The 24,028-nt window shown below is 53.5% G+C and carries 24 protein-coding genes; 18 read left to right on the plus strand and 6 right to left on the minus strand.

Annotated elements, in window-relative coordinates:
- The first annotated feature begins 96 nt into the window (after positions 1–96).
- Both ppsA and rraA read left to right on the plus strand, forming a co-directional pair.
- The gene (gene ppsA / locus FFI61_RS03755) at positions 97–2,469 is read left to right on the plus strand and encodes a phosphoenolpyruvate synthase (RefSeq protein ID WP_200369333.1); all 2,373 of its coding nucleotides are present in this window, start codon (positions 97–99) and stop codon (positions 2,467–2,469) included.
- 41 nt (positions 2,470–2,510) lie between these two features.
- The gene (gene rraA, locus FFI61_RS03760; RefSeq protein WP_200201051.1) at positions 2,511–2,990 is read left to right on the plus strand and encodes a ribonuclease E activity regulator RraA; all 480 of its coding nucleotides are present in this window, start codon (positions 2,511–2,513) and stop codon (positions 2,988–2,990) included.
- Positions 2,991–3,006: 16 nt separating this feature from the next.
- Here rraA and FFI61_RS03765 read toward each other — a convergent pair whose 3' ends face one another.
- The 3 genes from FFI61_RS03765 to FFI61_RS03775 form a co-directional block, all read right to left on the minus strand.
- Entirely contained in the window at positions 3,007–3,297 is a 291-nt protein-coding gene (locus tag FFI61_RS03765; protein ID WP_200201050.1) for a PilZ domain-containing protein, read from the minus strand.
- Positions 3,298–3,302: 5 nt separating this feature from the next.
- Complete coding sequence (locus FFI61_RS03770) at positions 3,303–3,974, minus strand: TIGR04211 family SH3 domain-containing protein (protein WP_320159555.1); 672 nt, start codon at positions 3,972–3,974, stop codon at positions 3,303–3,305.
- Between the two features lie 127 nt (positions 3,975–4,101).
- Positions 4,102–4,401 (minus strand): YciI family protein, encoded by a 300-nt coding sequence (locus tag FFI61_RS03775; protein WP_200201049.1) that lies wholly within the window; start codon positions 4,399–4,401, stop codon positions 4,102–4,104.
- A 139-nt stretch (positions 4,402–4,540) separates the two neighbouring features.
- On the opposite strand from FFI61_RS03775, the gene FFI61_RS03780 reads away from it, so the two are divergent.
- Positions 4,541–5,419, plus strand: coding sequence for a PHP domain-containing protein (locus tag FFI61_RS03780; RefSeq protein ID WP_320159493.1), 879 nt, complete (start codon positions 4,541–4,543; stop codon positions 5,417–5,419).
- Here FFI61_RS03780 and FFI61_RS03785 read toward each other — a convergent pair.
- Positions 5,416–5,958 carry a YecA family protein gene (locus FFI61_RS03785; protein ID WP_200201047.1) on the minus strand — a complete coding sequence of 181 codons (543 nt, stop codon included), beginning with the start codon at positions 5,956–5,958 and terminating at the stop codon, positions 5,416–5,418. The two genes, FFI61_RS03780 and FFI61_RS03785, sit on opposite strands and share 4 nt — an antisense overlap.
- 3 nt (positions 5,959–5,961) lie before the next feature.
- Complete coding sequence (rne, locus tag FFI61_RS03790) at positions 5,962–9,132, minus strand: ribonuclease E (RefSeq protein ID WP_200369334.1); 3,171 nt, start codon at positions 9,130–9,132, stop codon at positions 5,962–5,964.
- Positions 9,133–9,746: 614 nt separating this feature from the next.
- On the opposite strand from rne, the gene rluC reads away from it, so the two are divergent.
- From rluC to FFI61_RS03805, 3 genes are read left to right on the plus strand one after another with little or no spacing between them, the layout of a single operon-like run.
- Positions 9,747–10,811 carry a 23S rRNA pseudouridine(955/2504/2580) synthase RluC gene (gene rluC / locus FFI61_RS03795; protein WP_200201045.1) on the plus strand — a complete coding sequence of 355 codons (1,065 nt, stop codon included), beginning with the start codon at positions 9,747–9,749 and terminating at the stop codon, positions 10,809–10,811.
- Positions 10,811–11,458 (plus strand): HAD family hydrolase, encoded by a 648-nt coding sequence (locus tag FFI61_RS03800; RefSeq protein ID WP_200201044.1) that lies wholly within the window; start codon positions 10,811–10,813, stop codon positions 11,456–11,458. The genes rluC and FFI61_RS03800 overlap by 1 nt, the downstream gene beginning before the upstream one ends.
- Positions 11,459–11,495: 37 nt before the next feature.
- The gene (locus FFI61_RS03805; protein WP_200201043.1) at positions 11,496–12,521 is read left to right on the plus strand and encodes a S49 family peptidase; all 1,026 of its coding nucleotides are present in this window, start codon (positions 11,496–11,498) and stop codon (positions 12,519–12,521) included.
- Positions 12,522–12,534: 13 nt separating this feature from the next.
- On the opposite strand, the gene FFI61_RS03810 is transcribed toward FFI61_RS03805, so the two are convergent.
- The gene (locus tag FFI61_RS03810) at positions 12,535–13,134 is read right to left on the minus strand and encodes a Maf family protein (RefSeq protein ID WP_200369335.1); all 600 of its coding nucleotides are present in this window, start codon (positions 13,132–13,134) and stop codon (positions 12,535–12,537) included.
- 138 nt (positions 13,135–13,272) lie between these two features.
- Between FFI61_RS03810 and FFI61_RS03815 the strand changes: the two genes are divergently transcribed.
- The 12 genes from FFI61_RS03815 (at position 13,273) to putP (ending at position 23,885) form a co-directional block, all read left to right on the plus strand.
- Positions 13,273–13,827, plus strand: a complete 555-nt coding sequence (locus FFI61_RS03815; RefSeq protein ID WP_200369336.1) for a YceD family protein — start codon at positions 13,273–13,275, stop codon at positions 13,825–13,827.
- A gap of 105 nt (positions 13,828–13,932) precedes the next feature.
- Positions 13,933–14,112, plus strand: coding sequence for a 50S ribosomal protein L32 (rpmF, locus tag FFI61_RS03820; RefSeq protein WP_144776298.1), 180 nt, complete (start codon positions 13,933–13,935; stop codon positions 14,110–14,112).
- 43 nt (positions 14,113–14,155) lie between these two features.
- Positions 14,156–15,157 (plus strand): phosphate acyltransferase PlsX, encoded by a 1,002-nt coding sequence (plsX, locus tag FFI61_RS03825; RefSeq protein WP_200201040.1) that lies wholly within the window; start codon positions 14,156–14,158, stop codon positions 15,155–15,157.
- Between the two features lie 129 nt (positions 15,158–15,286).
- Positions 15,287–16,225, plus strand: a complete 939-nt coding sequence (fabD, locus tag FFI61_RS03830) for an ACP S-malonyltransferase (protein ID WP_200201039.1) — start codon at positions 15,287–15,289, stop codon at positions 16,223–16,225.
- A gap of 17 nt (positions 16,226–16,242) precedes the next feature.
- On the plus strand, positions 16,243–16,986 hold the full coding sequence (fabG, locus tag FFI61_RS03835; RefSeq protein WP_200369337.1) for a 3-oxoacyl-ACP reductase FabG: 744 nt from the start codon (positions 16,243–16,245) through the stop codon (positions 16,984–16,986).
- A 135-nt stretch (positions 16,987–17,121) separates the two neighbouring features.
- A complete protein-coding gene (acpP, locus tag FFI61_RS03840; RefSeq protein WP_012136033.1) occupies positions 17,122–17,355 on the plus strand; it encodes an acyl carrier protein in 234 nt (77 codons plus the stop codon).
- Positions 17,356–17,494: 139 nt separating this feature from the next.
- Positions 17,495–18,742, plus strand: a complete 1,248-nt coding sequence (gene fabF / locus FFI61_RS03845) for a beta-ketoacyl-ACP synthase II (protein ID WP_200369338.1) — start codon at positions 17,495–17,497, stop codon at positions 18,740–18,742.
- A gap of 7 nt (positions 18,743–18,749) precedes the next feature.
- Positions 18,750–19,580: an aminotransferase class IV gene (locus FFI61_RS03850; RefSeq protein ID WP_200369339.1), complete on the plus strand. Its 831-nt coding sequence runs from the start codon at positions 18,750–18,752 to the stop codon at positions 19,578–19,580.
- Between the two features lie 5 nt (positions 19,581–19,585).
- A complete protein-coding gene (gene mltG / locus FFI61_RS03855; RefSeq protein WP_227714577.1) occupies positions 19,586–20,638 on the plus strand; it encodes an endolytic transglycosylase MltG in 1,053 nt (350 codons plus the stop codon).
- Positions 20,635–21,270 (plus strand): dTMP kinase, encoded by a 636-nt coding sequence (tmk, locus tag FFI61_RS03860; protein WP_200201035.1) that lies wholly within the window; start codon positions 20,635–20,637, stop codon positions 21,268–21,270. The genes mltG and tmk overlap by 4 nt, the downstream gene beginning before the upstream one ends.
- A 38-nt stretch (positions 21,271–21,308) precedes the next feature.
- Positions 21,309–22,088 carry an AraC family transcriptional regulator gene (locus FFI61_RS03865; RefSeq protein WP_200201034.1) on the plus strand — a complete coding sequence of 260 codons (780 nt, stop codon included), beginning with the start codon at positions 21,309–21,311 and terminating at the stop codon, positions 22,086–22,088.
- Positions 22,089–22,391: 303 nt separating this feature from the next.
- The gene (gene putP, locus FFI61_RS03870) at positions 22,392–23,885 is read left to right on the plus strand and encodes a sodium/proline symporter PutP (protein WP_200369340.1); all 1,494 of its coding nucleotides are present in this window, start codon (positions 22,392–22,394) and stop codon (positions 23,883–23,885) included.
- The last annotated feature ends 143 nt before the right edge of the window (positions 23,886–24,028 follow it).

Genomic DNA, 24,028 nt, shown 5'->3' on the forward strand with positions numbered 1-24,028 from the left:
AGTTCGAGACTCCGCAGTGGTTGTTGTCCGCTTTTTACGCTTGCTACCGCTGGCCCGGTTTATTCTTTAGTTACACAGATTCAAGGGAGACACGCTTTGGAAGATTACATAATCTGGTTTGATCACCTGGGAATGTCCGATGTTGACCGGGTTGGCGGGAAAAACGCTTCCCTCGGTGAAATGATCAGTAATCTCGCCAATGCTGGTGTAACCGTTCCCGGCGGTTTTGCCACCACTGCACATGCATACCGTGAGTTTCTGGCTAAAGATGGCCTGAAGGACAAGATCGATAGCCTCCTTGATGATCTTGATATCAATGACGTGAACGAACTTGCCCGTGTGGGCGCGAAGATACGTCAGTGGATTATTGACACACCTTTCCCTGAGGCCCTGGACGTTGCGCTGAAAGAAGCCTACAGCCAAATACTTAACGGCAACGATAAGATGGCCGTGGCTGTGCGTTCTTCTGCAACTGCAGAGGACCTGCCAGATGCTTCGTTTGCAGGGCAGCAGGAAACTTTCCTGAACGTAGTTGGCCTGGAGCAGGTTCGCACGTCGGTGAAAGAAGTGTTTGCTTCTCTGTTTAACGATCGTGCGATTTCCTACCGCGTTCATCACGGTTTTGATCACAAGCTTGTTGCCTTGTCTGCCGGCATCCAGAAAATGGTCCGCAGTGAAACTGCGTCCAGTGGTGTTATGTTTACATTGGATACGGAGTCAGGCTTCCGTGGTGTAGTGTTTATCACCGGTTCTTATGGTCTGGGTGAGACTGTTGTTCAGGGCGCGGTTAACCCTGATGAGTTCTATGTGCATAAACCCACTCTGGCGTCTGGCAAGCCCGCTGTGTTGCGCCGGAATCTGGGTAGCAAGGCCATAAAAATGGTTTATCACTCAGATCCAGCCAGTGGCCAGTTGGTGGAAACCGTTAAAGTTGACCCGGAAGAGCGCGGCCGTTTCTGTATCACAGACTCGGAAGTTGAAGAGTTGGCCAGGCAGGCCATGATCATCGAGGAGCACTATCAGCGGCCCATGGATATTGAATGGGCTAAAGATGGCGATGACGGCAAGATCTACATTGTGCAAGCTCGTCCGGAAACCGTTAAAAGTAGGGCGTCTGCCAATGTTATGGAGCGTTACCTGCTCAATGAAACCGGCACAGTGTTGGTGGAAGGTCGGAGTATCGGCCACAAGATTGGCGCAGGCCCGGTCAAGATTATTACCAGCATCAAGGAAATGGATCGAGTTCAGGACGGCGATGTTCTGGTAACGGATATGACAGATCCCGACTGGGAACCAGTGATGAAGCGGGCATCTGCAATTATCACTGATCGTGGTGGCCGTACTTGCCATGCTGCGATCATTGCCCGTGAACTGGGCATTCCAGCGGTTGTTGGTTGTGGCGATGCCACCGAGATTCTGAATGACGGCCAGGAAGTCACCGTGTCTTGTGCAGAAGGTGATACCGGTCTGATCTACGAAGGCGCTCTGGATTTTGAGCTGCGTGAAAATACCGTAGATTCCATGCCGAATATCCCGTTCAAGATCATGATGAACGTGGGTAACCCGGATCGTGCCTTTGATTTCCAGTCGCTGCCTAACGAAGGCGTTGGCCTGGCGCGCCTTGAGTTCATTATTAACCGTATGATTGGTGTGCACCCCAAGGCGCTGCTGAACTTTGAGGGTTTGCCAAGGGATATCAAGCAGACGGTAGAAAAGCGTATCTCTGGCTACAGCTCCCCGGTCGATTTCTACGTGGACAAGCTTGTTGAAGGGATTTCCACCCTGGCCGCCGCATTTTCGCCGAAGAAGGTCATAGTGCGCCTGTCTGACTTCAAATCCAACGAGTATGCCAACCTGATCGGCGGCACCCTGTACGAGCCAGATGAAGAAAACCCGATGCTGGGTTTCCGTGGAGCTTCCCGCTATATCTCTGAAACCTTCCGTGACTGTTTCGAGTTGGAGTGCCGTGCACTGAAGAGGGTGCGCAATGAAATGGGCCTGACTAACGTAGAGATCATGGTGCCCTTCGTGCGTACCGTGGGTGAGGCTGAGCAAGTGGTCAAGTTGTTGGCTGAAAATGGTCTTAAGCGTGGCGAGAACGGCCTACGGGTGATCATGATGTGCGAACTGCCGGGCAACGCGTTGCTGGCAGACAAGTTCCTTGAGCACTTTGATGGTTTCTCTATCGGCTCCAATGACCTGACCCAGCTTACTCTTGGTCTGGATCGTGACTCGGGTATTATTGCGCACCTGTTCGACGAGCGGGACGAGGCCGTCAAGATACTTCTGTCCAACGCTATTCAGGCGTGTAAAAAGGCAAATAAGTACATTGGCATCTGTGGCCAGGGACCATCTGACCATCCTGATCTCGCAAAATGGTTGATGGATCAGGGTATTGATACCGTATCTCTTAACCCGGATTCGGTTCTGGATACCTGGTTCTTCCTGGCAGACGAAAAAATCGACTGACTTTTTCTGCATTTACTTTGGCAATTAAGGAGAGCGACAAGGTGGCAACGATTATTACCCCGGACTTGTGTGATGAATTTCCGGAAGTTGAGGTGGCAGCACCTGGCTTTAATAACTATGGCGGAGTAAAGGCCTTCGGTGGTGAAATCGTCACCGTAAAGTGCTTTGAAGATAACTCTGTGGTTAAAGAGCAGGTTGGCCTGCCAGGCAAGGGTCGTGTGATGGTAGTAGACGGTGGCGGCTCAATGCGCCATGCGTTGCTGGGCGATATGCTGGCAGAGAAAGCCGCCAGTAATGGCTGGGCAGGCTTGATCATATACGGCTGTGTGCGGGATGTAGATGAGATTGGAAAGACGGATCTGGGGGTGCAAGCGCTGGCTACCTATCCCCGGAAAAGTGAAAAGCGCGGTCTCGGCGACCTGGATGTACCGGTAACATTCCACGGAGTGACCTTCCGCCCAGGCCACTACGTGTATGCTGACAACAACGGTATCATCGTGTCAGAGAAACCCCTGGTATAGAGCCAGGGGAGTGCGCCTAGCGGGTGACTTCGCTGATGTTGGCTCCCAACAGAAAGCCGTCACCCTCAGGCTCGCACCGTGTCACTTCGCAAATGGTTTCGAGTGGAGGAAACTGGTCACTATTCGGATGAAGTACAGTGCTCAACTCTTCCCCTACTGCAACCGGGTTTTTTACTAGTAGCTGCATCCCCGTGGCACTGAGATCTCTGCAAGTGCCTGCGAAGGTATTTCCTTTGCTGTCAGTGATTTCTATTTCTGACTCGACCTGCATGCGATGAAAATCGCGCTTCTCCGAATAGTCCTTCATATAATTCACGCCCAGTTGTCTGTTTTTCTTGTGGGTTTGAGCATTGGTATGAGCAGAGCCAGAAGAACGCCGCCCAACACAAGGCCAGCACCAACCAGCATGAAATCAGATTCTTTGCCAGCTTCCAGTCGCTCGTTTTCGGCGGTCAATACTTCCAGATCATTGCGCAGCTTCTGATTCTCCTCCAGTAGTTCACGATTTCGACGTACCAGGTTGATCGAATCTGACGCTATGCTTTTGATGCGTCTGAGTTCCTGTTGCAGCTCCTCTGTCTGGGTAGACAGGGTTGATTCTGCCGTACTCAATGTGTCCCGTTCATTGGACACGTCCTTCAATTGCCCTTTCAGCGAAGCTAACTCGCTTTGTGCCTGCTCAAGCTGACGGCTGACGCTTTTCAATCTGTCCGCTGCGATGGGCGTTTCACTGAGATATTGGGTGGAGACCCAGCCATCATTACCTTTTGGCGTACGTACTCGAGTATAGCCGGTATCCGAAACTTCGATAACTTCCAAAGCTGTGCCGCTGGGTACGGCGTTTTCAATGATGCGGTATTGGGTGCCGGCACCGGAGCGAACAGGTAGGTAGAGTTGATCGTCAACCCAGACGGTTTTCGCCTGAGCCATAGCGATGGATGACAATACAAAAAACGCACTGATGGCAAGGCGAAAAAGCGTCACTGGCAAGGTTCCCACAATGTTCGGTTTAAAAACTCGTTAATTTCAAAGCCGCAATTTTGTCACAGATATGCGGTGGTTCAAGCGAGCTGTCATTACAATAAGCTCATGGAGCTCTCGATCAATAGCATTAAGGCAGAACTACTTTAAACGGTTTAACCGTTACTTTGTTGTAAACACCTGCATCCATATAGGGGTCGCTAGCCGCCCACGCCTCAGCCGCGGCAAGGGAGTCAAATTCCGCTACAACGAGACTGCCTGAGAAACCGGCATCACCCGGATCTGGTGTGTCGATGGCAGGGTGCGGCCCTGCAATGAGAAGTCGCCCTTCTTTTTTCAGTTGTTGCAGGCGCTCGATATGAGCAGGTCGTGCACTCTTGCGCAGAGTAAGGCTGTTATCGACGTCTTCACTGATAATGGCGTAGTACATGGGGTCTCCGGTTCCTTGGGGGCCGTGTAAAGTGATGCATGGAGTTGTGGGGCTGGTACACTGTAGGCTCCGGTTAGCATAGTCAGATATGAGCCTCTGTTGCCATTCACTCCGTTATTTATTTCATTTGGGAATTTTTGTGACTATACCGCAAGACCCTGTTTTGTGCATTGATCTGCATTGCCACAGTACCGCGTCAGACGGGGCTCTTTCACCAGGTGAGCTATTAGCTCGCGCTGCTGAGAAACATGTTACCCATCTCGCTCTTACGGATCACGATACGATTAGCGGTCTTGCAGAGGCACAGGCTGCAGCGGAAGCCGCTGGAGTGGTGCTGATTTCCGGTATTGAACTTTCCTGTTTGTGGCGGAGTCGAACGATACACATCGTTGGTTTGGACTTTGACGTCAACAATAGCGAATTCATTTCTGCGTTGGAGCAGCAAAACCGTAACCGTTGGGCCAGAGCGGCGATGATTGCCGAGCGTCTGAGCAAGCTTGCCATTCCGGATTTGCTTGATCGTGCCACTACTGAGGCTGGCGGAGATGTGCCTGGCCGACCACATTTTGCACGGGTCATGGTGGAGTCAGGCGTGGTGAAGAATGCAGCGCAGGCGTTCAAGCGCTACCTGGGCGCGGGTAAAGTTGGTGATGTGAAGGCCTACTGGCCAGAATTGCAGGAAGTTGTGCAATGGATTAATGCAGCAGGTGGGATTGCGGTGCTTGCTCACCCGAGAAAATATCAACTTACTGCAACGAAATTGCGTGAGTTGACGGCGGATTTTCGCCGGGCCGGGGGGCGGTCCATTGAAGTGAGTACGTCGGGGCAGTCCAGCGGTGATCTCGGGTTTTTGGCAGAGTTGTGTATGCGGGAGAAGCTTCTGGCGTCTCAGGGCAGCGATTTCCATTTTCCTGGCGCGCCCTGGTGTGAGCTAGGGCGGATTATGAAAATGCCAGACGGGCTGGAGCCGGTCTGGCATCATTTCAAGCAGATTCCTGGTGCTAGCGCACCGGTTTAATCCGGTGCGTGGAACAGCAGGTAAAGATCAGTCAGCGAGTCGGGGATAGCATCTGCCATCTGGCCTGACAATTTTTCGCTGCTACGAACGTTCTGGAAATCTTCATCATCAAACAGTCCTGACAGTGTCAGCATGGGCACCATCAGATCGGCTGTTTCCTCTTCGCTCGCGGCATCCAGCCACTCATCTTCATGCTCCAGGAAGGTGTCCACAAAGCCCGCACACCAGTTTTCCAGTGCGTTCATCGGGTCACCATCCTCCGGTTCCGGAAGCTCAATAGCCTGGCCCATATCGAGGGCTTTGATCATGTCTCCCGCCAGTTGCGTAACGCACTGGCGGAAGGTCTCCGGAATTCCGCCGCCGGGTGTGTCATCGGTGCCAGTTACGAGCCGGAAAACGGTTTCCACACTCAGTTTGGCAGGCCCGACGACGCTGGCGCAGACCACGCCGTGAAAGCCGAAAAAGTCCAGGGCATCATCACCCCAGGGTTCCGCGAACAGTATGTCTTCCAGCGCTTCGATGTCGGAATTGGACAGCATTGGTTAGTTACCCTCGAGTTTTTTGGCTGCTTCGGCCGCTCGTTGACGCTTGCGCACTTCACGAGGATCGTTGTATGCGCGCCCAGGGGTTACTGGAATGCCAGTATCCTCAGCCGGCTTGTCTGCGGCTTCCGGAGCTGGAGCGCTCTGTTCTGTCGCTGGCTTATCTGCCGGAACTTTCTCTACAGGCTTTTCCGCTGCAGGAGCTTTTGCTCTGCTTCTGGCGGGCGCTGATCTTGGCTTCCTGGTCGGCGCAGCTTCGTTTTCAGCAACAATAGTCTCTGCCTTTGCAGGGGGTGTTTCTTTGGTCTGCCTGGCTGAAGACTCTTCTGTTTTAGCGGAAGGCTCCTCTGCAGCTTTAGCCGGGGATTCCTTAGCCGCTGTAGCTGACGGTGCTTTGTCCTCTTCTGCCAAGGGTGCGGCAGCTTCTTTGCCAGCAGCAGCTGAAGGTTTCTGCTCGGCTGCTGCAGCAGGTTTCTGCTCCAGCTCAGTTGAGGGCTTGTTTGCAGACTCCGGAGCGCGCTCGCTAACGCTCTGAACCTCAGGCTCTTTGGCCTTTGGGGCAGGGGGTGCTTTGCTTGCTTCGGTTGTTGCGACAGGCGCATCAGATTTTGGCGTGGCAACAGGCGCCTCCGGCTTTTCAGCTGCTGAGTCTTTAGCTGGCGCGTGAGGCTTTTGTGCCTGCTCAGGTTTTTGCTGAGTCTCGGTGCTGGCCTCAGCAGGAGCTGGATTTGCCTTGTGCGTAATAGCCTTCTGCTCAGGCTGCTTTTGCTCGCTTTGCTGAGCTACTGGCACATTGGCAGTAGCCTGGGCCGTGCTCTTTTCAGATATCGCTGCGGCGGCTGGCTTCACGTTAGTGTTGTCACTGGCTGCTTCTGGCTGAGTGTCCTTCTGATGCCGCTCATTGCGGGTGCTCTTGCGGGCAGCCGGAGTAGATACCGGGGTCTCGGAGGGTGAACCGTCCCGATTACGGGGGCGGCGTGGCTTGCGACGGGTATCGTCAGAACCGGATTTTTCAGCAGCAGCCTTTTGTGGGGCTTCCTGCTGAGTCGTGTCTTTTTGATCGCCGTTATTTTTAGCATCACGCTGAGGGCGGTTACGGTTTTGACCACGGTTCTGGCCATCCTTGCGGTTGTCCCGACGATTGTCTCCGCCGCGGCTTTCACCATTTTTGCTTTCAGAACCTTTGTTGTCACTGTCATTAGCCTGACGGCTCTGGTTGGGGCGGCTCTGGTCGTCATTTCGGTTGCGGCCGCGCGAGCGGTTATCGTCACCGCGGTTTGGCTGACTGCTGCTTTGACGGCGCTCGTTAGGTTTGCGGTTGGTTCCGCCGGTATTCTGACTATCGCGGGCAACACGAGTTTTACGGCGATCTTGCCGTGCCTGGTTGCGCTGATCTTCGCGGCTAGCGTTCGCCTTGGCGTTGCCACTGGCTTCGCTTTGATGCTCTTCCTCACCACTAAAGAAGCACGCAATCTTGCGGCCAATTCTGCGGAACAGGCCGTCGTCCTGCTCGGCTGGTGCCTGGGGTGCAGCTTGCTGGGCTGCGGCCGTCGGAGCGGGTGCTCTTGGGCGGATAGCTCTTACGGCAGCCTGTTCGCGAACAGGCTTGTCTGCGGCAGGTGCTTCAAAGACTTCTTCTTCGCGCTCACTGTATTCCTGAGCTACCTGGTGGCTTGAAATGTGCTCGGGAGTGGTTTCGTCGTCGCGCATGCGCAAAATTTCAAAGTGCGGCGTTTCCATGTGAGGAACCGGCACGATAACAATGTTCACTTCCTGGCTGGCTTCAATGTCTGCAAGCTGTTTGCGCTTTTCGTTAAGCAGGAAGGTGGCCACAGAAACCGGCACTATGGCCCGGACTTCTCCGGTCTTGTCTTTTGATGACTCTTCGTAGATCAGGCGCATGATGCTTAGCGCCAGAGATTCGATACCGCGGATGGTGCCTTGGCCTTCGCAGCGTGGGCAGACTTCACTGCGGGTTTCTCCCAGGGAAGGGCGTAACCGTTGGCGCGACATTTCCAGCAGGCCGAAGCGTGAGATCTTGCCTACCTGAACACGGGCCCGGTCGATTTCCAAGGCTTCGCGCATTTTTTGCTCAACTTCGCGCTGGTGTCTGGCCGGCGTCATGTCGATAAAGTCGATAACGATCAGGCCGCCCATATCCCGCAAACGGAGTTGGCGTGCGATTTCTTCGGCTGCTTCCAGGTTTGTCTGATAAGCCGTCTCTTCTATATCCTGGCCCTTGGTGGCGCGGGATGAGTTGATGTCGATGGAAACCAGAGCTTCTGTCGGGTCGATAACAATAGACCCGCCCGAGGGAAGTTTTACTTCGCGCTGGAACGCGGTCTCAATCTGGCCTTCAATCTGATACCGGCTGAACAGCGGAATTTCATCCTTGTACAGCTTGATCTTGTTTTCGAACGTAGGCATTACTGCGCGGACAAAGTTAAGTACATCCTCGTAAACGCCTTCCGAGTCGATCAATACCTCGCCGATATCCTGGCGGAGATAGTCGCGAACGGCGCGGATGATAACGTTGCTTTCCTGGTGAATAAGGAAGGGCGCTTTGCGCTCACCGGCCGCCTGAGTGATGGCTTCCCAGAATTGCACGAGGTAGTCGAGATCCCACTGGAGCTCTTCAGACGTGCGCCCGATGCCTGCAGTGCGCACGATAATGCCCATGGACTTGGGCACTTGAACGCTGTTCATGGCGTCTTTTAGCTGTGCGCGCTCTTCACCCTCAATGCGCCGGGAAATTCCGCCTGCGCGTGGGTTGTTGGGCATCAGAACAAGATAGCGACCAGCAAGGGAGATAAATGTTGTTAGGGCAGCGCCTTTGTTACCGCGCTCTTCTTTATCAACCTGAACAATAACTTCCTGACCTTCGGCAACCACTTCCTTGATATTCACCTTGCCTTCGATCTGGCCTGGTGACTTTTTGAAGTAATCCCGGGAGATTTCCTTGAGAGGAAGAAAACCGTGGCGGTCGGCGCCAAAGTCCACAAATGCAGCTTCGAGGCTAGGCTCTACTCGGGTAATGCGCCCTTTGTAGATGTTGGCTTTTTTCTGCTCGCGGGAGCTGGATTCGATATCGAGGTCAAACAGACGCTGGCCGTCAACCAGGGCGACGCGCAACTCTTCTGGGTGAGTTGCATTGATGAGCATTCTTTTCATGGAAAGTGGTTATTCCTGTCAGTAAAATTTGACAGAAAACCGTAGGGCGTCGCATCTGCGAAGCAGGGATATGCGTGCCGCTGGCCCTGTTACATCAGGGGGGTGAGCGGCGGACAGACGGATCATTCCCTTCCGGGGTATGACCCTGTTGATCTGAGACCACCGCCGACAATCCGCCTGCCTGATGGCAGAGAGGTGTCATGTAGGGTTCGTATCTGTTGACGCATATAATCCGTTTTCAAGTTCACACAAGTGCCTGGGTCTCACGTCGTATTCGTAAGCTGGACGGCCCGGCCTTGCGTGGCAGTGATTCTTCGCGATATCGCCCGGCGGTTTTCCGCGCGGTTTCAGTTTTTCCGGTGTCAGCTCACCGTTTCTTTTTACGGGTCTGTCCTGACACTCCGGAAGCATTTCTTACGCCGTGCCCGATAGTGATTGGGCGTCCGACGTTCAAACTCTTGAATAGTGTCGGTATACTCTTCTGCCGCTCCGGCTTCTGACTAGAGTAGGTCAGGCCGTAGACAAACGACAGATCACGCCGGAATATAACAGTATTCACAGAACCGTTCAATCCTGCTTGTATCGCCAGTTATACCACCCGTTAAAGGAACCTTATGTCCCGCAAAATTGCTACCGGAAAGCCCGCTAAATCCCGGGCGAGAAAACCGGCGCCTCATCCGGTGTCTCGCGAAGACAGCAAGCATGCAGGCCCTGGCCGGGAGGCAGTGCAGCAGGGTGTTGTATGGGTGACGGTGGATGAGGATAACCATGGGCAGCGTCTGGATAATTTTCTATTGGCGCAGCTTCGCGGTGTGCCCAGAAGTATTATTTATCGGATTGTGCGCAAAGGCGAGGTGCGGATTAATAAAGGCAGGGTTAAGCCAGATACTCGCCTTGTAACGGGCGATCAGGTGCGCATACCACCAGTTATACGTAAGGAGAAAGCGCCGCAGGCGGCTCCTGGTAGCCGGGTGCAGAGCGTGGTCGAAGCAGCCATCGTGTTTGAAAATGACCAGATGCTGGTGGTTAACAAGCCATCTGGAATAGCGGTGCATGGTGGCAGTGGCCTCAGTTTCGGGCTAATAGAGGTGTTGCGGTCCGCTCGCCCGGAAGCGCGTTTTCTTGAGTTGGTGCATCGCTTGGACAGGGACACTTCCGGGTTGGTTATGGTTGCCAAAAAGCGCTCTGCATTGCGTTTTCTGCAGGACGAACTCCGGCAAAGGCGCATCCGCAAGCAATACCATGCGTTGGTGGCCGGAGATTGGCCAAGTAAGCTGAATCGGGTTGATGAGCCGTTGTTGCGCTATGAAATGCCTAATGGAGAGCGGCGGGTCAGGGTGGATCAGGCTGGCAAGGCCTCTTTGACGACCTTTCGTTGCCTGGCGCGTTATACAGGATATACCCTGGTGGAGGCCTCGCCAATTACTGGTCGGACCCATCAGATTCGTGTGCACAGTTTGTGTGCCGGTCATCCAATAGCGGGGGATGACAAGTATATGGATGATGTAAGTCTCAAAGCGTTTCGGGCAGTTGGTGGGCAGCGTTTAATGTTGCACGCCCGGGCTCTCGAGCTTTCCCTGCCTGTTACCGGGGAGATGGTGCGGTTTGAGGCCCCTTATGATGATGTATTCAGTCACGTACTTGGCAGGCTTGATGTGCGTGCGACGGGAGCAGAGTAATGGATGTGAAAGTGGTGATTTTCGACTGGGACGGTACCTTGGTGGATTCCGTAGATCATATTGCCGATAGCCTGCACCAGGCTGCCACGGATCTTGGGTTCCCTGCGCTGGAGAGGGAGGCATACCGTGACATTATAGGTCTGGGTATGGTCGAGGCGCTGGAGAAGTTGTACCCGGGGCTGAGTCACGAAGAGATAACGAGTATACGGGAGGGGTACGCCAATTATTTTTTCCGTAAGGTAACAACACCACAGAATCTTTTTGAGGGGATGGGGGAGGTTGTACTGAATCTCCAGCAATCTGGCCGCGGGTGCTCGGTGGCAACCGGTAAGAGCCGCAGGGGTTTGGATCCGGCGCTGGTTTCCAGTGGGCTGGGGCCGCATTTCGATATTACCCGCTGCGCTGATGAAACCCGATCCAAGCCGGATCCGCGCATGCTTGAAGAGATTCTTCTGTTTTACGGTATCAAGCCTGCCGAGGCCGTCATGATCGGGGATACCCGTTATGATCTGGAGATGGCCCAAAGGATTGGTATGCCGTCTATTGGTGTTGAGTGGGGGGTGCATAAGCGCGACGTGCTTGGTGGTTATGCGCCTCACGCTATCGTAGATACTGTGGCGGACCTTCGCGACGTGCTTGGTTTGTAGCCAGCCTTGGTAAATTTGTCTATAGCAGGAAATGTGCATGAGTGACTGGGATTCCGATAAAACGGCTGAGTGGGGTGACAAACCTGCTGAGCAAGGTGCATTGCGACGCAAGCCAAATCTGCCGCCAGAGACTGGGCGTGACTGGAAGTTGATAGAAAAACTGGTTATGTCGTTACAGTCCGAGCAGCGCCGTAGCCGGCGGTGGGGTATTTTTTTCAAGTTCCTTACCTTTGCTTATTTGTTTGCGCTGCTGGCTATTGTCTGGTCGCCACTCGGCGGCGGCCTTGAGGCAACAACCAGCGAGCACACGGCAGTTGTTGAAATTAACGGGCCAATTTCTGCAGATGAGATTGCCAGTGCCGACAACATTGTTGGTTCATTGCGTTCAGCGTTTGAGCAGGAAAATGCTCTGGCGGTGATATTGCGCATTAATAGCCCGGGAGGTAGTCCTGTTCAGTCCGGCTATATTTATGATGAGATCAAACGGCTGAGGGGCGAATATCCCGAGAAGAAGGTCTATGCGGTGATCTCGGATATCGGTGCATCCGGTGCTTACTATATTGCAGCTGCGGCTGATGAAATTTACGCAAACCGCGCCAGCCTCGTTGGGTCTATTGGTGTGGTTGCCGGTGGTTTCGGGTTTACAGGTGCTATGGATAAGTTGGGGGTTGAGCGCAGGCTTTATACCTCAGGTGATAACAAAGCGTTTCTGGACCCATTCTCCCCCGAGCAAGAGGGGGAGGTGGTCTTCTGGCAAAGCGTGCTCGAGAATACCCATCAGCAATTTATAGCGGCCGTAAAAAAAGGGCGTGGTGACCGTCTTGCAGATGATGAACGGCTGTTTAGTGGATTGGTTTGGAGTGGAGAGCAGGCGCTGGAGCTTGGGCTGATTGATGGGTTGGGCAGTACGTCTTATGTGGCCAGGGAGATTGTCGGTCAGGAAGAGTTGGTCGATTACAGCCGCCGTAAGGGCGCCTTGCGGGATCTAGTGGATCAGCTTGGCGTCTCCTTGGGACACGGAGTCGCTTCGCAGCTCGTAGAGTCCCGACTGGAGTTGCGTTAGTGGCGGGGGGGGGCTACCGGGATTCCAATAACGGATTTCTCCCCCATGCTATCAGCATTTCATTGAGTGCGATCAGTGGAAGGCCGACTAGGCTGTTCGGGTCTCTGCCTTGCAGTTCCCTGAACAGCGTTATTCCCATGCCCTCCATTTTGAAGCTACCTGCGCAGTCGTAAGGTTCTTCTTTGCGCAGGTACGCATCGATTTCTTTGGCCGACAGTTCGCGGAAATGCACGGTAAACTGCTCGCAGGCGATTTGCAGGTTTCCGGAATCGGAGTCCAGAAGAGCAAGCCCGGTGTGGAAATTGACGCTTTTGTTGCTGCACTGCTCCAGTTGCCGAAATGCAGTTGAGTAATTTCCGGGTTTACTTAGCAGGGCTCCGCTGGGTAAGGCGGCAACTTGATCTGATCCAATAATCCAGTGGCTCGGATATATGGGTGCCAGGGCTCTGGATTTGCTTTCGGCCAGGCGCCTGGCCAAAGCCGCCGGATCTTCTCCTGGCGCTGGCGATTCGTTAATATTCGGGCTTGCGCAGGTGAAGGGCAGCCTCAGTCGAGCTAAAAGCTCCCGGCGATAGGGAGAAGAAGACGCCAGCAGTAGGTGTTTTTGGGGCATGATAAGGGCGCTCCTTCAATAATTTCGGCCAATTTTCGTGCCCGTATCGTAGAATACACCTACGAAAACGGAAAGCCCTTGGCAAAAGCGGACGAAGTCTTTGACAGCAGCGAGCTTCGCCCCTAGAATTGCGCGCCTATGTCAAATGCGTCTAGTGCCGAATTACCAAAGATAGTCGACCCATACAAGTTGGCGGAGCACAACAGCGTGCTGGAGGGAGAAATTCCTCTCAGTGCATTGTCTCGTTTCCGTGAAGCTGTTTTTGGGTTTGAAGATGGCGCTGTCTGTCGCGTGAAACTGTCCTTCTACAAGGATAGTGAGCGTCGCCGCATCGTCTCGGGTGAGTTGGAAGTTCCGGTCAATCTGGAATGCCAGCGCTGCATGGGGCCTATGAAGTCCGTGTTGGTTTCCCGGTTCGTTCTTGGGCTGGTGACCAGCGATGAACAGGCGCAGGGGTTGCCAAAGGACCTTGAGCCTTTTCTGACTGATGATTTCAGTGCGGATTTATGGTCGATGACAGAGGACGAGTTGCTGTTGGTTTTGGCACCGTATCCTCTTCATGATCGCGGCGAATGCCCGGCTAACGAAGATCTGAAAGCCTATGAGCCAGATGGATCTTCAGCAAAGCCTGAGAAGAAGGCAGGCGATAACCCGTTCAGTGTGCTGGCGGGGCTCAAGAATACAAAGCATTAATCAGGGCGTGGGCAACCATATTGGGTGCCGGCGCAATTAAACGAACACACGTTATTCGTAACCCTATTCAAGTAAAGTTTACGTTAACAGGTCAGGAGTAGAACCATGGCTGTACAGAAGAACCGTAAGACTCGTTCCAAGCGTGGCATGCGTCGTGCCCACGATGCCCTGAGCCCTGCAGCTCTGAGCACTGATTCAACAACTGGTGAAGTTCATCGCCGTCACCACGTATCTCCAGACGGATTTTACCGTGGCAAGCAGGTAATCGAAGCTAACGACGAGTAATCTCGTTGTATAGCCGCGCAAACCTCAATCGAGTGGGCAAGCGGTGAATCCGGTTACCATAGCGGTTGACGCCATGAGTGGCGATCGAGGTCCGGCAGTTGTAGTTGCTGCGGCCCTCGAAGCGGTGTGTGAAAACAAAGCCTTGAGTTTCATCCTGGTGGGAATCCGGAGTGAACTTGAGGCTTTGTTGCGTGAGGGGCACCCACGAATCCGTATTGTCGAAGCTGCAGACATTGTGCGCATGAATGAGCGCCCATCCCATGCGTTGCGGCACAAGAAAAACTCGTCCATGGCTATTGCTCTCAGGCTGGTACGTGATGGCGAAGCTCAGGGGTGTGTCAGTGCAGGTAATACCGGTGCCTTGATGGCATTTGGTCGCTCCATTATACGTATGTATCCGGGTATTGAGCGTCCTGCTATAACCAAGCTTATCCCTTCGCTACGGGGGCGCTGTCACGTTCTCGATCTTGGCGCCAACGTAGATTCCAGCGCAGAGAATCTTTATCAATACGCCCTGATGGGCTCGCTTATGGCGTCGGCAATCTGCAGTCAGGGTGAGCCGCGGGTGGCACTGCTGAATGTTGGCGAGGAAGAGATAAAAGGTAACGAGCAGGTTCGCCTTGCCTCTCACATGCTCGCCCAATGTGACTCCATTAACTACATTGGCTACGTGGAAGGCAGTGATCTGTTTCGCGATGTTGCGGATGTAGTGGTATGTGATGGGTTTGTGGGTAATATTGCGCTGAAAACCGGCGAAGGTGTGGCCGGGTTGCTCATAGAGCTTATGGAGCAGGCCTTTACTCGCACTCTTTACGGCCGCTTTGTAGGTCTTCTTGCGCGTCCTATCATCGGCAGGCTTCTTCGGCTGATGGATCCCTCCCGGCACAACGGCGCCAGCCTTCTTGGTCTTCAGGGCGTGGTTATAAAGAGCCACGGCAACGCCAATGAGCGCGCTATGCTTGCGGCCATTCGCCAGGCCGTCCTTGAGGTCGAGCTCGAGGTGCCCAGGCGCATCAATGAGCGCCTGGATGATTTGATGCTTTGATTGGTCAGGGCCTTTTGGCTCCCTGATGCAGAGCTTGCTTGAAATCATTTGGTTTGTTCGCGCAAAATCCAGCCAACTTGTACTATTGGCTAATCTCCTGAAACTCCCAATGACGATAAGATCCCGCTTATGAAATCAGCCTTTATATTCCCCGGACAGGGTTCCCAGTCGGTTGGCATGTTGTCCATCGCCGCCGAATCTTGGCCCATGATCAACAAAACCTTTGCAGAAGCCTCCAATGTGCTTGGCTACGACCTGTGGCACCTTTGCCAGAAGGGCCCTGCAGAAGAGCTCAACCAGACCATGATTACCCAGCCAGCACTGCTGACTGCAAGCGTCGCACTATGGCGTGAGTGGTTTGTTGCCGGTGGGCCGCGACCCGATTTTCTGGCGGGGCATAGTCTGGGTGAGTACAGTGCGCTTGTGGCTGCTGAAAGCCTCGATTTTGTCGAAGCTGTGAAACTGGTGCGCCTGCGTGGTGAACTCATGCAAGAGGCTGTTCCTGCCGGTGAAGGCAAAATGGCTGCTATTCTTGGTTTGGAAGATGCCGAAGTTGTTGCAGCCTGTGAAGAGGCAGCTAATGGCGATGTAGTGGCGGCAGTTAATTTTAACGCACCTGGGCAGGTTGTTATCGCCGGCTCAGTTGCAGCTGTTGATCGGGCCATTGAAGCTTGTAAAGCCAGGGGCGCGCGCAAGGCTATGCCATTGCCGGTCAGTGTCCCTTCGCACTGTGCATTGATGAAGGGCGCGGCTGAAGAGTTGGGGCAGGCTCTGGATGAAGTTCGTTTTAGTGATGCTGTCATCCCGGTTATACAGAATGTTAACGCAGCAGCGGTTACAGATTCAGCTACACTAAAGGCAAATCTGTTGAAGCAGTTGTATTCTCCGGTATTGTGGACAGATTCAGTCCGCACGCTGGTGGGGAATGACGTTAAGGTTGCCTTGGAGTGCGGCACTGGCAAAGTGCTTGCCGGGCTAGCCAAGCGAATTGACCGGGGGCTTGCCGTATACGGCATCGAAGACCCCGAGGCTTTGTCTGCTGCGCTTGCGGCATTTGAACCGTCTTGATGTAAAGGGAGTTGTGCATGTCTCTGGAAGGTAAAACAGCACTGGTAACCGGTGCTACTCGCGGAATTGGAAAAGCTATCGCCCTGGCGCTCGCAAAGCAGGGTGCTGAGGTTGTAGGCACAGCCACAACCGCAGAGGGAGCTGCAACCATTACCGAAAACCTCCAGGCGGCTGGTGCAAGCGGCTATGGCATAGTGATGGACGTAGCAGATGCCGAAAGCATTGAAGCTGGCCTTAAAGAGATAGCCAGTAAATCTTCGGTACCCCTTATTTTGGTTAATAATGCTGGTATAACCCGTGATAACCTGCTGATGCGGTTAAAAGATGATGATTGGGCGGCAGTGCTCGAAACTAACCTCTCAAGCGTGTTCCGCACCACCAAAGCTTTACTGCGAGGCATGGCAAAGGCACGTTGGGGGCGCGTTATCAACGTGAGTTCAGTGGTTGCCAGTATGGGTAACGCAGGGCAGTCTAATTATTGTGCAGCAAAAGCGGGTGTTGAGGGTTTTACCCGCAGCCTGGCGAAGGAAATGTCGAATCGTGGTATCACAGCTAATTGCGTGGCGCCGGGATTTATTGACACAGATATGACAAAAAAACTGGACGACAAGCAACGTGAGGCTATGCTGGAAATCATACCCGCGGGTCGTTTGGGGGAGCCGGAAGAGGTGGCAGCGCTTGTTGCTTTCCTGGCATCGGATGTTGCCGGTTACGTGACTGGGGAAACCATTCATGTAAACGGTGGAATGTACATGGGATAAGCTCCAGTTTTGGAGCTCGTGCGCAACTCATTGTCGCGCAACATGTTTAACCGGATCCCTGCTTGTTTGCAGGTAGGGTTTACACTAAACTGGCAGCACTTGAGTTGCTTGGTAGATACACAAAGTGAGGACATTATGAGTACAGTTGAAGAGCGCGTTAAGAAGATCGTTTGTGAACAGTTGGGCGTTAAAGAGTCCGAAGTTCAGAACTCATCTTCTTTTGTAGAGGATCTTGGCGCTGACTCACTGGACACCGTTGAGCTGGTGATGGCACTGGAAGAGGAATTTGAAACTGAAATTCCTGATGAAGAAGCCGAGAAGCTGGCCAGTGTTCAGGACGCGATCGACTACATCGTCGCGCATACCTGATACTCTGAATTTTAGTTAGCCAGGCTTAAAGCCGTCCTTGTTATTCTGTGAAGGACGGCTTTTTTATTGCCTGAAAATGACCCGGGGTTCGGGTTCATTCAGTAACACTGACCCATGAAATGATCAGGTGAACGCAGTTATGAGTAAACGACGGGTTGTTATCACTGGCATGGGAATGTTGTCTCCGCTAGGAAACGATGTGGCGACTTCCTGGGAGGCTATTCTGGCCGGGCGCAGCGGAATCGGCTTAATCGACCGTTTTGATGCGTCCGGGTATGGCACCCGTATTGGTGGTGCAATCAAAAATCTGGATCTGGAGTCGTATCTTTCGACAAAAGATGCCAGAAAGCTGGATGCGTTTATTCACTACGGTCTGATTGCAGCTCAGCAAGCTGTCGATGACAGCGGGCTTGCAGATTATGAAGCCTTGGATCGGGACCGGGTTGGTATTGCTATCGGTTCAGGCATTGGCGGGCTTGAGTATATCGAAAAGAACGTGCTGACCATGGAGAAGTCTGGCCCCCGCAAGGTGTCGCCGTTCTTTGTTCCTGCGTCGGTAATCAACATGATCTCTGGCAATGCCGCCATTCGCTTCGGGTACCGAGGCCCGAATATTGCCATTGTAACCGCCTGTACTACCGGCACCCATAACATTGGATACGCTGCTCGCACCATTGCCTACGGCGATGCCGATGTCATGCTTGCAGGTGGTTCTGAAATGGCAACAACGCGCACAGGCGTTGCAGCCTTCTCGTCAGCTCGCGCACTTTCAACCCGCAATGACGAGGCGGAAAAGGCGAGTCGCCCCTGGGATCGGGATCGTGACGGGTTCGTGCTGAGTGACGGTGCCGGGGTTCTGGTAATGGAAGAGCTTGAGCATGCCAAAAAACGCGGCGCGACGATTTACGGCGAGCTGGTGGGTTTTGGCATGAGCGACGATGCCCACCACATAACAGCGCCACCAGAAGATGGTGAGGGCGCAGCCCGGTCAATGAGCAATGCGTTACGAGACGCAGGCCTGAAGCCGGAAGATGTCGACTACATAAATGCCCACGGGACTTCAACGCAGGTGGGCGATGTAGCAGAAATTGCAGCAGCCAAGCGTGTGTTTGGTGTGCACGTTAGCCGACTGGCAATGAGCAGTACAAAATCCATGACGGGGCATTTGCTCGGTGCGGCAGGCGCTGTTGAGGCTATCTTTTCGTTGCTTGCTATACGTGATGGCGTGCTGCCGCCGACAATTAATCTGGATAACCCGGATGAAGGTTGCGACCTGGACTTGGTGCCTAACACTTGCCGCAAGTCTGATGTTCGCGTGGTTTTGTCCAACTCGTTTGGCTTTGGTGGAACCAATGGCACTCTGATTATGCGCCGCTACGAAGGCTAAGCGGCCCATGTTCAATCTGTTCTGGGCGGATGAAAGCGGGTTCCCCGCGGGTGACCGCGGTGCTTTATACGGTGATGGCCTGTTTGAGACCATAAGGATGCATGGTGACCGGGGGGTGCTTTTATCTCGCCACCTCGATCGAATGGTCCGTGATGCAGGTCGGCTGGGTATTCCCATTGCGCTTACGGATCTTCGCAAAGTCTGTACCGCAGCCACTGGTCGCTACCTGGATCGCTTCAGCAAAAAAGACAACGATAGGGGCTGGGTACTCAAGCTGACCCTTACCAGGGGGGAAGGTGGCCGCGGGTACCAGCCAAGCTCCGGAATTCGGCCTAACCTTATGGTGTCTGTTGGCCCAATGCCTGCACTACCGGCAAGCTCAGGTGTTACCGCTGACTTTTCCCGGATACCGCTTACCGTTAACCCCCTGCTTACTGGCATCAAATCCCTGAACCGTCTTGAGCAGGTTATGGCTGCCAGAGAAATTGAGGGGGAGGTGTATGAAGTTATTATGGCTGACAGTGCCGGTAATCTGGTTGAGGGTACTCGTACCAACTTGCTACTTAAGGTGGCTGATGGCTGGGTAACACCACCATTAAAAAGCCTTGCCGTAGCCGGTATCATGCGACAGTGGATGCTGGAGCGATTGCGTGCGCGGGGAGAGACCGTCTTTGAGCGCTCGGTGAGCATTGCAGATGTTATGGGCTCTCACTGTCAGGGGCTCTTCTTTCTGAACAGCGTTGTAGGAGCAGTTCCGGTACGCAGGCTTGCAGGCCAGGATTTGCCTGTAGATGACGGAGTTGCGACAATCTTTAATCCTCTCGAATTGTTGGAATAATTCATTTGCTCAAGAAACTTTTAATTGCAGGAATTTGCGCTGCCGTGCTCGTGGCTGCAGGCACAGGATTGTGGGTCTGGCAGGGGCTGGGATCCTTATCCAAACCCGTTGCTATGGAAGAGCCGATGCTGTTTGATGTTCCGGCTGGCACAGCATTCAGTGATGTTGCCAGGCAGTTAAAGTCTCGCGGGTTGGTCGAAGATAGCCTGTGGGTAAGAGTGTTCGGCCGGCTGTATCCGGATAAGGCCAGAATCAAAGCCGGAGAATATGAGTTTGTCAGCGGCATGAGCGCTACAGCCATGCTCGAAAAAATGGTTGCGGGTGATACCAAACATTGGTCTGTTCAATTTATTGAAGGCTGGACGTTCCAGGACATGCGTGCGGCTTTGGCAGCTACGGATCGTCTTAAGAAACTCACATCCGAGTGGTCAGATGCGCAGATTATGGAAGCCGTTGGTGCAGAGGGTGAGCACCCTGAAGGACGGTTTTTCCCGGACACATACCTGTTTACAAGTAGTGAATCGGATCTTGACCTGCTCAAGCGTTCGTATCGGCGCATGGAGGCCGTTCTTGCGGAGGAATGGGAAGGCAGGGCGGAAGGCCTGCCATACGATAGCGCTTATGAAGCTCTGATTATGGCCTCAATTGTAGAGCGGGAGACCGGCGCGCCCCATGAACGGGGTCAGGTGGCGGGTGTGTTCGTTCGCCGCCTGCAGAAAGGCATGCGATTGCAGACGGATCCTACCGTCATTTATGGTATGGGCGACAAGTACAAGGGCCGTATTGGAAGCCGGGATCTACGCACTCACACGCCCTACAACACATATCGTATCAATGGGTTACCGCCAACACCTATTGCTTTACCAGGTCGTGAGGCCATACATGCATCCCTGCACCCAGGCTCCGGCACGGCTCTGTATTTTGTGGCTCGTGGCGATGGTACCCACAAGTTTTCCAATACACTGGCGGAACACCAGAAGGCAGTTCGCGCGTTTCAGCTCAATCGTCGATCGGATTACCGGTCTTCACCTGCTCCTGACAAGGATGAGAAAGAATGACTGTTCGTGGTCGGTTTATTACCTTCGAGGGAACCGAGGGAGTGGGCAAGTCTACCCAGATTGCCAACGCTGCTGAAACCCTGAAAGAACTTGGCATTGATTGTGTTGTGACCCGTGAGCCGGGCGGAACGCCCATGGCTGAGTCGATTCGAGAGTTGTTGTTGGCGCCGCGGGATGAGTCTGTAAACGAGCTCACTGAACTGTTGTTGATGTTCGCAGCCCGTGCACAACACTTGCACACGCTTATTCTTCCAGCTCTTGAGCGGGGGCAGTGGGTCCTTTGTGATCGCTTTACCGATGCAACTTTTGCCTACCAGGGCGGAGGACGAGGTGTTCCAAGCGAACGGATTGCCTTGTTGGAAAACCTGGTGCAGGGGGATGTGCGCCCGGATCAGGTGGTTCTATTGGATGCGCCCGTTGAAACCGGTATGACCCGCGCGAGGAAGCGGGGGCAGTTGGACCGTTTTGAACAGGAGGCTGTGGCCTTTTTCCAGCGTATTCGTGATACCTACCTGGCTCGCGCCAAAGCTGCGCCATCTCGCTACAGTGTTGTGAACGCGGCAGACTCATTAGAGCAGGTTAGTGCCCATATCCGCGAACTTATGTGCAAGTTCCAATCAGATCTGCTTTAATTGAGTCACATTCTCACTTGAAGGTTCCGGTCGCGTCTATGTTGGATGCCCGTCTACTCAAACTGCCGATAGCATCTCACCAGCATCGCCATGAGCATCACCAGATAGTGATAGGTGTTCAGGGTGAGGCAGACTTGAGTGTTGACGGTACCGGATCTCATCTGGACACCTGGAAGGCATGCCTCGTTCCGACGGAGGCCAGGCACGACTACTGCGGTGATCATCAGAATCATGTGATGGTCATCAATCTCGATCCCTCAACCCCTGCTATTTCCACGCCGAACCATGCGGACTATGAGCGCATGGTTCGTGTGTTCGAAAAACCCCGCACCATTCACATGGATAGCCGTTTGCAGGGATTGGTTCAGTTTGCGGCCGGCGAGTTTGATCGGTCACCCGGAAATCAGGCAATGCATGGCCATCTCGCGGCCAGTATTCTCTATTGTATGGCTGACAGAGTGGTAGATCAGAGGGTGGGTCCGTCGCACCGCCACAGTCTGAGCCCGGATGCCATGCACCGTTATGTTCGGGCAAACCTGCACAGGAAAATAAGGGTGCAGGATCTGGCCAGTGAGGCCTGCTTGAGTGTGAGCCGGTTTCATGAGGTATTTCGAGAGGTGGTGGGAACTACGCCTCACCAGTTCTTGTTGGAGGCCCGCCTGGATCAAGCCATCAAACTGCTGGCTTCGACACCCCTTTCCGTCTCTGAAATCAGCTACCGGGTTGGCTTCTCGTCCCAGAGTGCATTGACCAATGCACTGCGCAAACATAAGGGAACCACCCCTACAAAACTGCAAGTTCGTGATAACGTTGCCTGATTTAATCTGAAATGACCGCATTCCCGTAGAATTCCACAAAATTATCGTAGGATTTTGTAAGCCGATAATACGTAGTAATACTAGGCTGGTTGCGTCAAATCACATCCTGACGATCTGTTGCTTGGTTTGGTCGCTAATTGGCAATACTTAACTATAGTTAAGCCTGAGTATGCGATTCGGTGTTTCGCTCAGATTCGTAAGGCATACCAGTAAACAAGAAGAACGACACAGTTGGCAGGCGCTCGCGCCAGAGCTGTGCTTTGCGAGCGGATATAGTCCGACTCATTAAACCGGAGGAATTCCATGGCTATTGGTGTTTGGATTAGTCTATTTGCTTATTTTGCAGTGATGATTGGCATTGGCCTTTTTGCGATGCGCACATCCACTTCTTCATCAGAAGATTACATGCTGGGTGGCAGGGGACTCAGCCCAAAGGTAGCGGCGTTATCGGCTGGTGCCTCCGATATGAGCGGATGGTTGCTTCTGGGTCTCCCCGGTGCGATGTACGTATCGGGTCTTGCTTCGGCATGGATTGGCGTTGGTCTGTTTGTAGGTGCGTTTCTTAACTGGGTTATTGTTGCTCCCAGGTTGCGTTCACAAACGGTCTCTTACGGCAACGCGCTTACCATTCCGGCTTTTCTGGCCAATCGTTTTCCCACGCAGGCATTGCCACTAAGAACCGTTGCGGCGATTGTTATTGTTGTGTTTTTCTCGGTTTACACAGCCTCAGGCCTGGTAGCAGGTGGCAAGCTGTTTGAAAGTGCATTTGCCGGAATTTTCAATTTTGGCGGCATGGGTGATTACGGTGTGGGTATCGTCATAACGCTGGGTGTTGTACTTGCTTATACAGTGGTTGGCGGGTTCCTGGCTGTGAGCATGACCGACTTTGTTCAGGGTTGCATCATGATGGTTGCGCTGGTTCTCATGCCAGCGGTGGTTCTGTTTGGCGAAGGCGGTGGCGGCTTTGCCCAGGCGACAGCCACGCTGAATGAGGTAGACCCAACCCTGCTGTCCTGGACAGAAGGGCTGACCTTTGTAGGATGGCTTTCGGCGGTAACCTGGGGCTTGGGCTATTTTGGCCAGCCGCACATCATTGTTCGCTTTATGGCAATCCGTTCCGTGAAAGAAGTGCCGACTGCTCGAAATATCGGTATGTCCTGGATGGCTATTTCCCTGATAGGAGCGATTGGCCTTGGTATTTTCGGTCGTGCCTACGCAGTGCGTAATGGCATGCAAATTGATGATCCGGAAACCATCTTCATCATTCTCGCAGACTTGCTGTTCCACCCGCTAATTACGGGCTTCCTGTATGCAGCTTTGTTGGCCGCAGTAATGAGCACCATCTCCAGCCAGCTTTTGGTAGCGTCTTCGTCACTGACTGAGGACTTTTATCGCTTGTTCCTGCGCAAAGAGGCTGGTGACCGCGAGTGCGTAAACGTAGGCCGGGTATGTGTAGTGCTTGTAGGCCTTGTGGCTGCAGTTATTGCTTCTGATCCCAACTCAAACGTTCTGAGCTTGGTTGGTAACGCATGGGCGGGCTTCGGTTCGGCGTTTGGGCCTCTGATCATTCTTGCGCTTGTCTGGCCTCGCACTAATGGTGCTGGCGCACTGGCCGGTATGATTGCCGGTGCGGGTACGGCAATGATCTGGGTATCTCTGGGCTACAACTCAGAGTTCATGGGTGGCCCGGGCGTCTACGAAATCATGCCTGGTTTCGCAGCCTCCCTCATTGCTATCGTAGTAGTGAGTCTTGCTACCTCCGACGCCAATGAGTATCAGGCAGAACAGCACAGCTAATACCTCTTGGGTGAGGCATTATAAGTACGCAAAAAGGGGCCCCGCCGGGGCCCTTTTTTATTGTCTGTTTGCCTCTGCGAACTGGTAGATTCAAGAGTGGGAAGCTATCTTTACTCAGTGATATTTCTCGGATGAAGCAAAAA

Source organism: Marinobacter sp. DY40_1A1 (genome assembly GCF_016597815.1).
In the GTDB taxonomy this organism is placed as follows: domain Bacteria; phylum Pseudomonadota; class Gammaproteobacteria; order Pseudomonadales; family Oleiphilaceae; genus Marinobacter; species Marinobacter xiaoshiensis.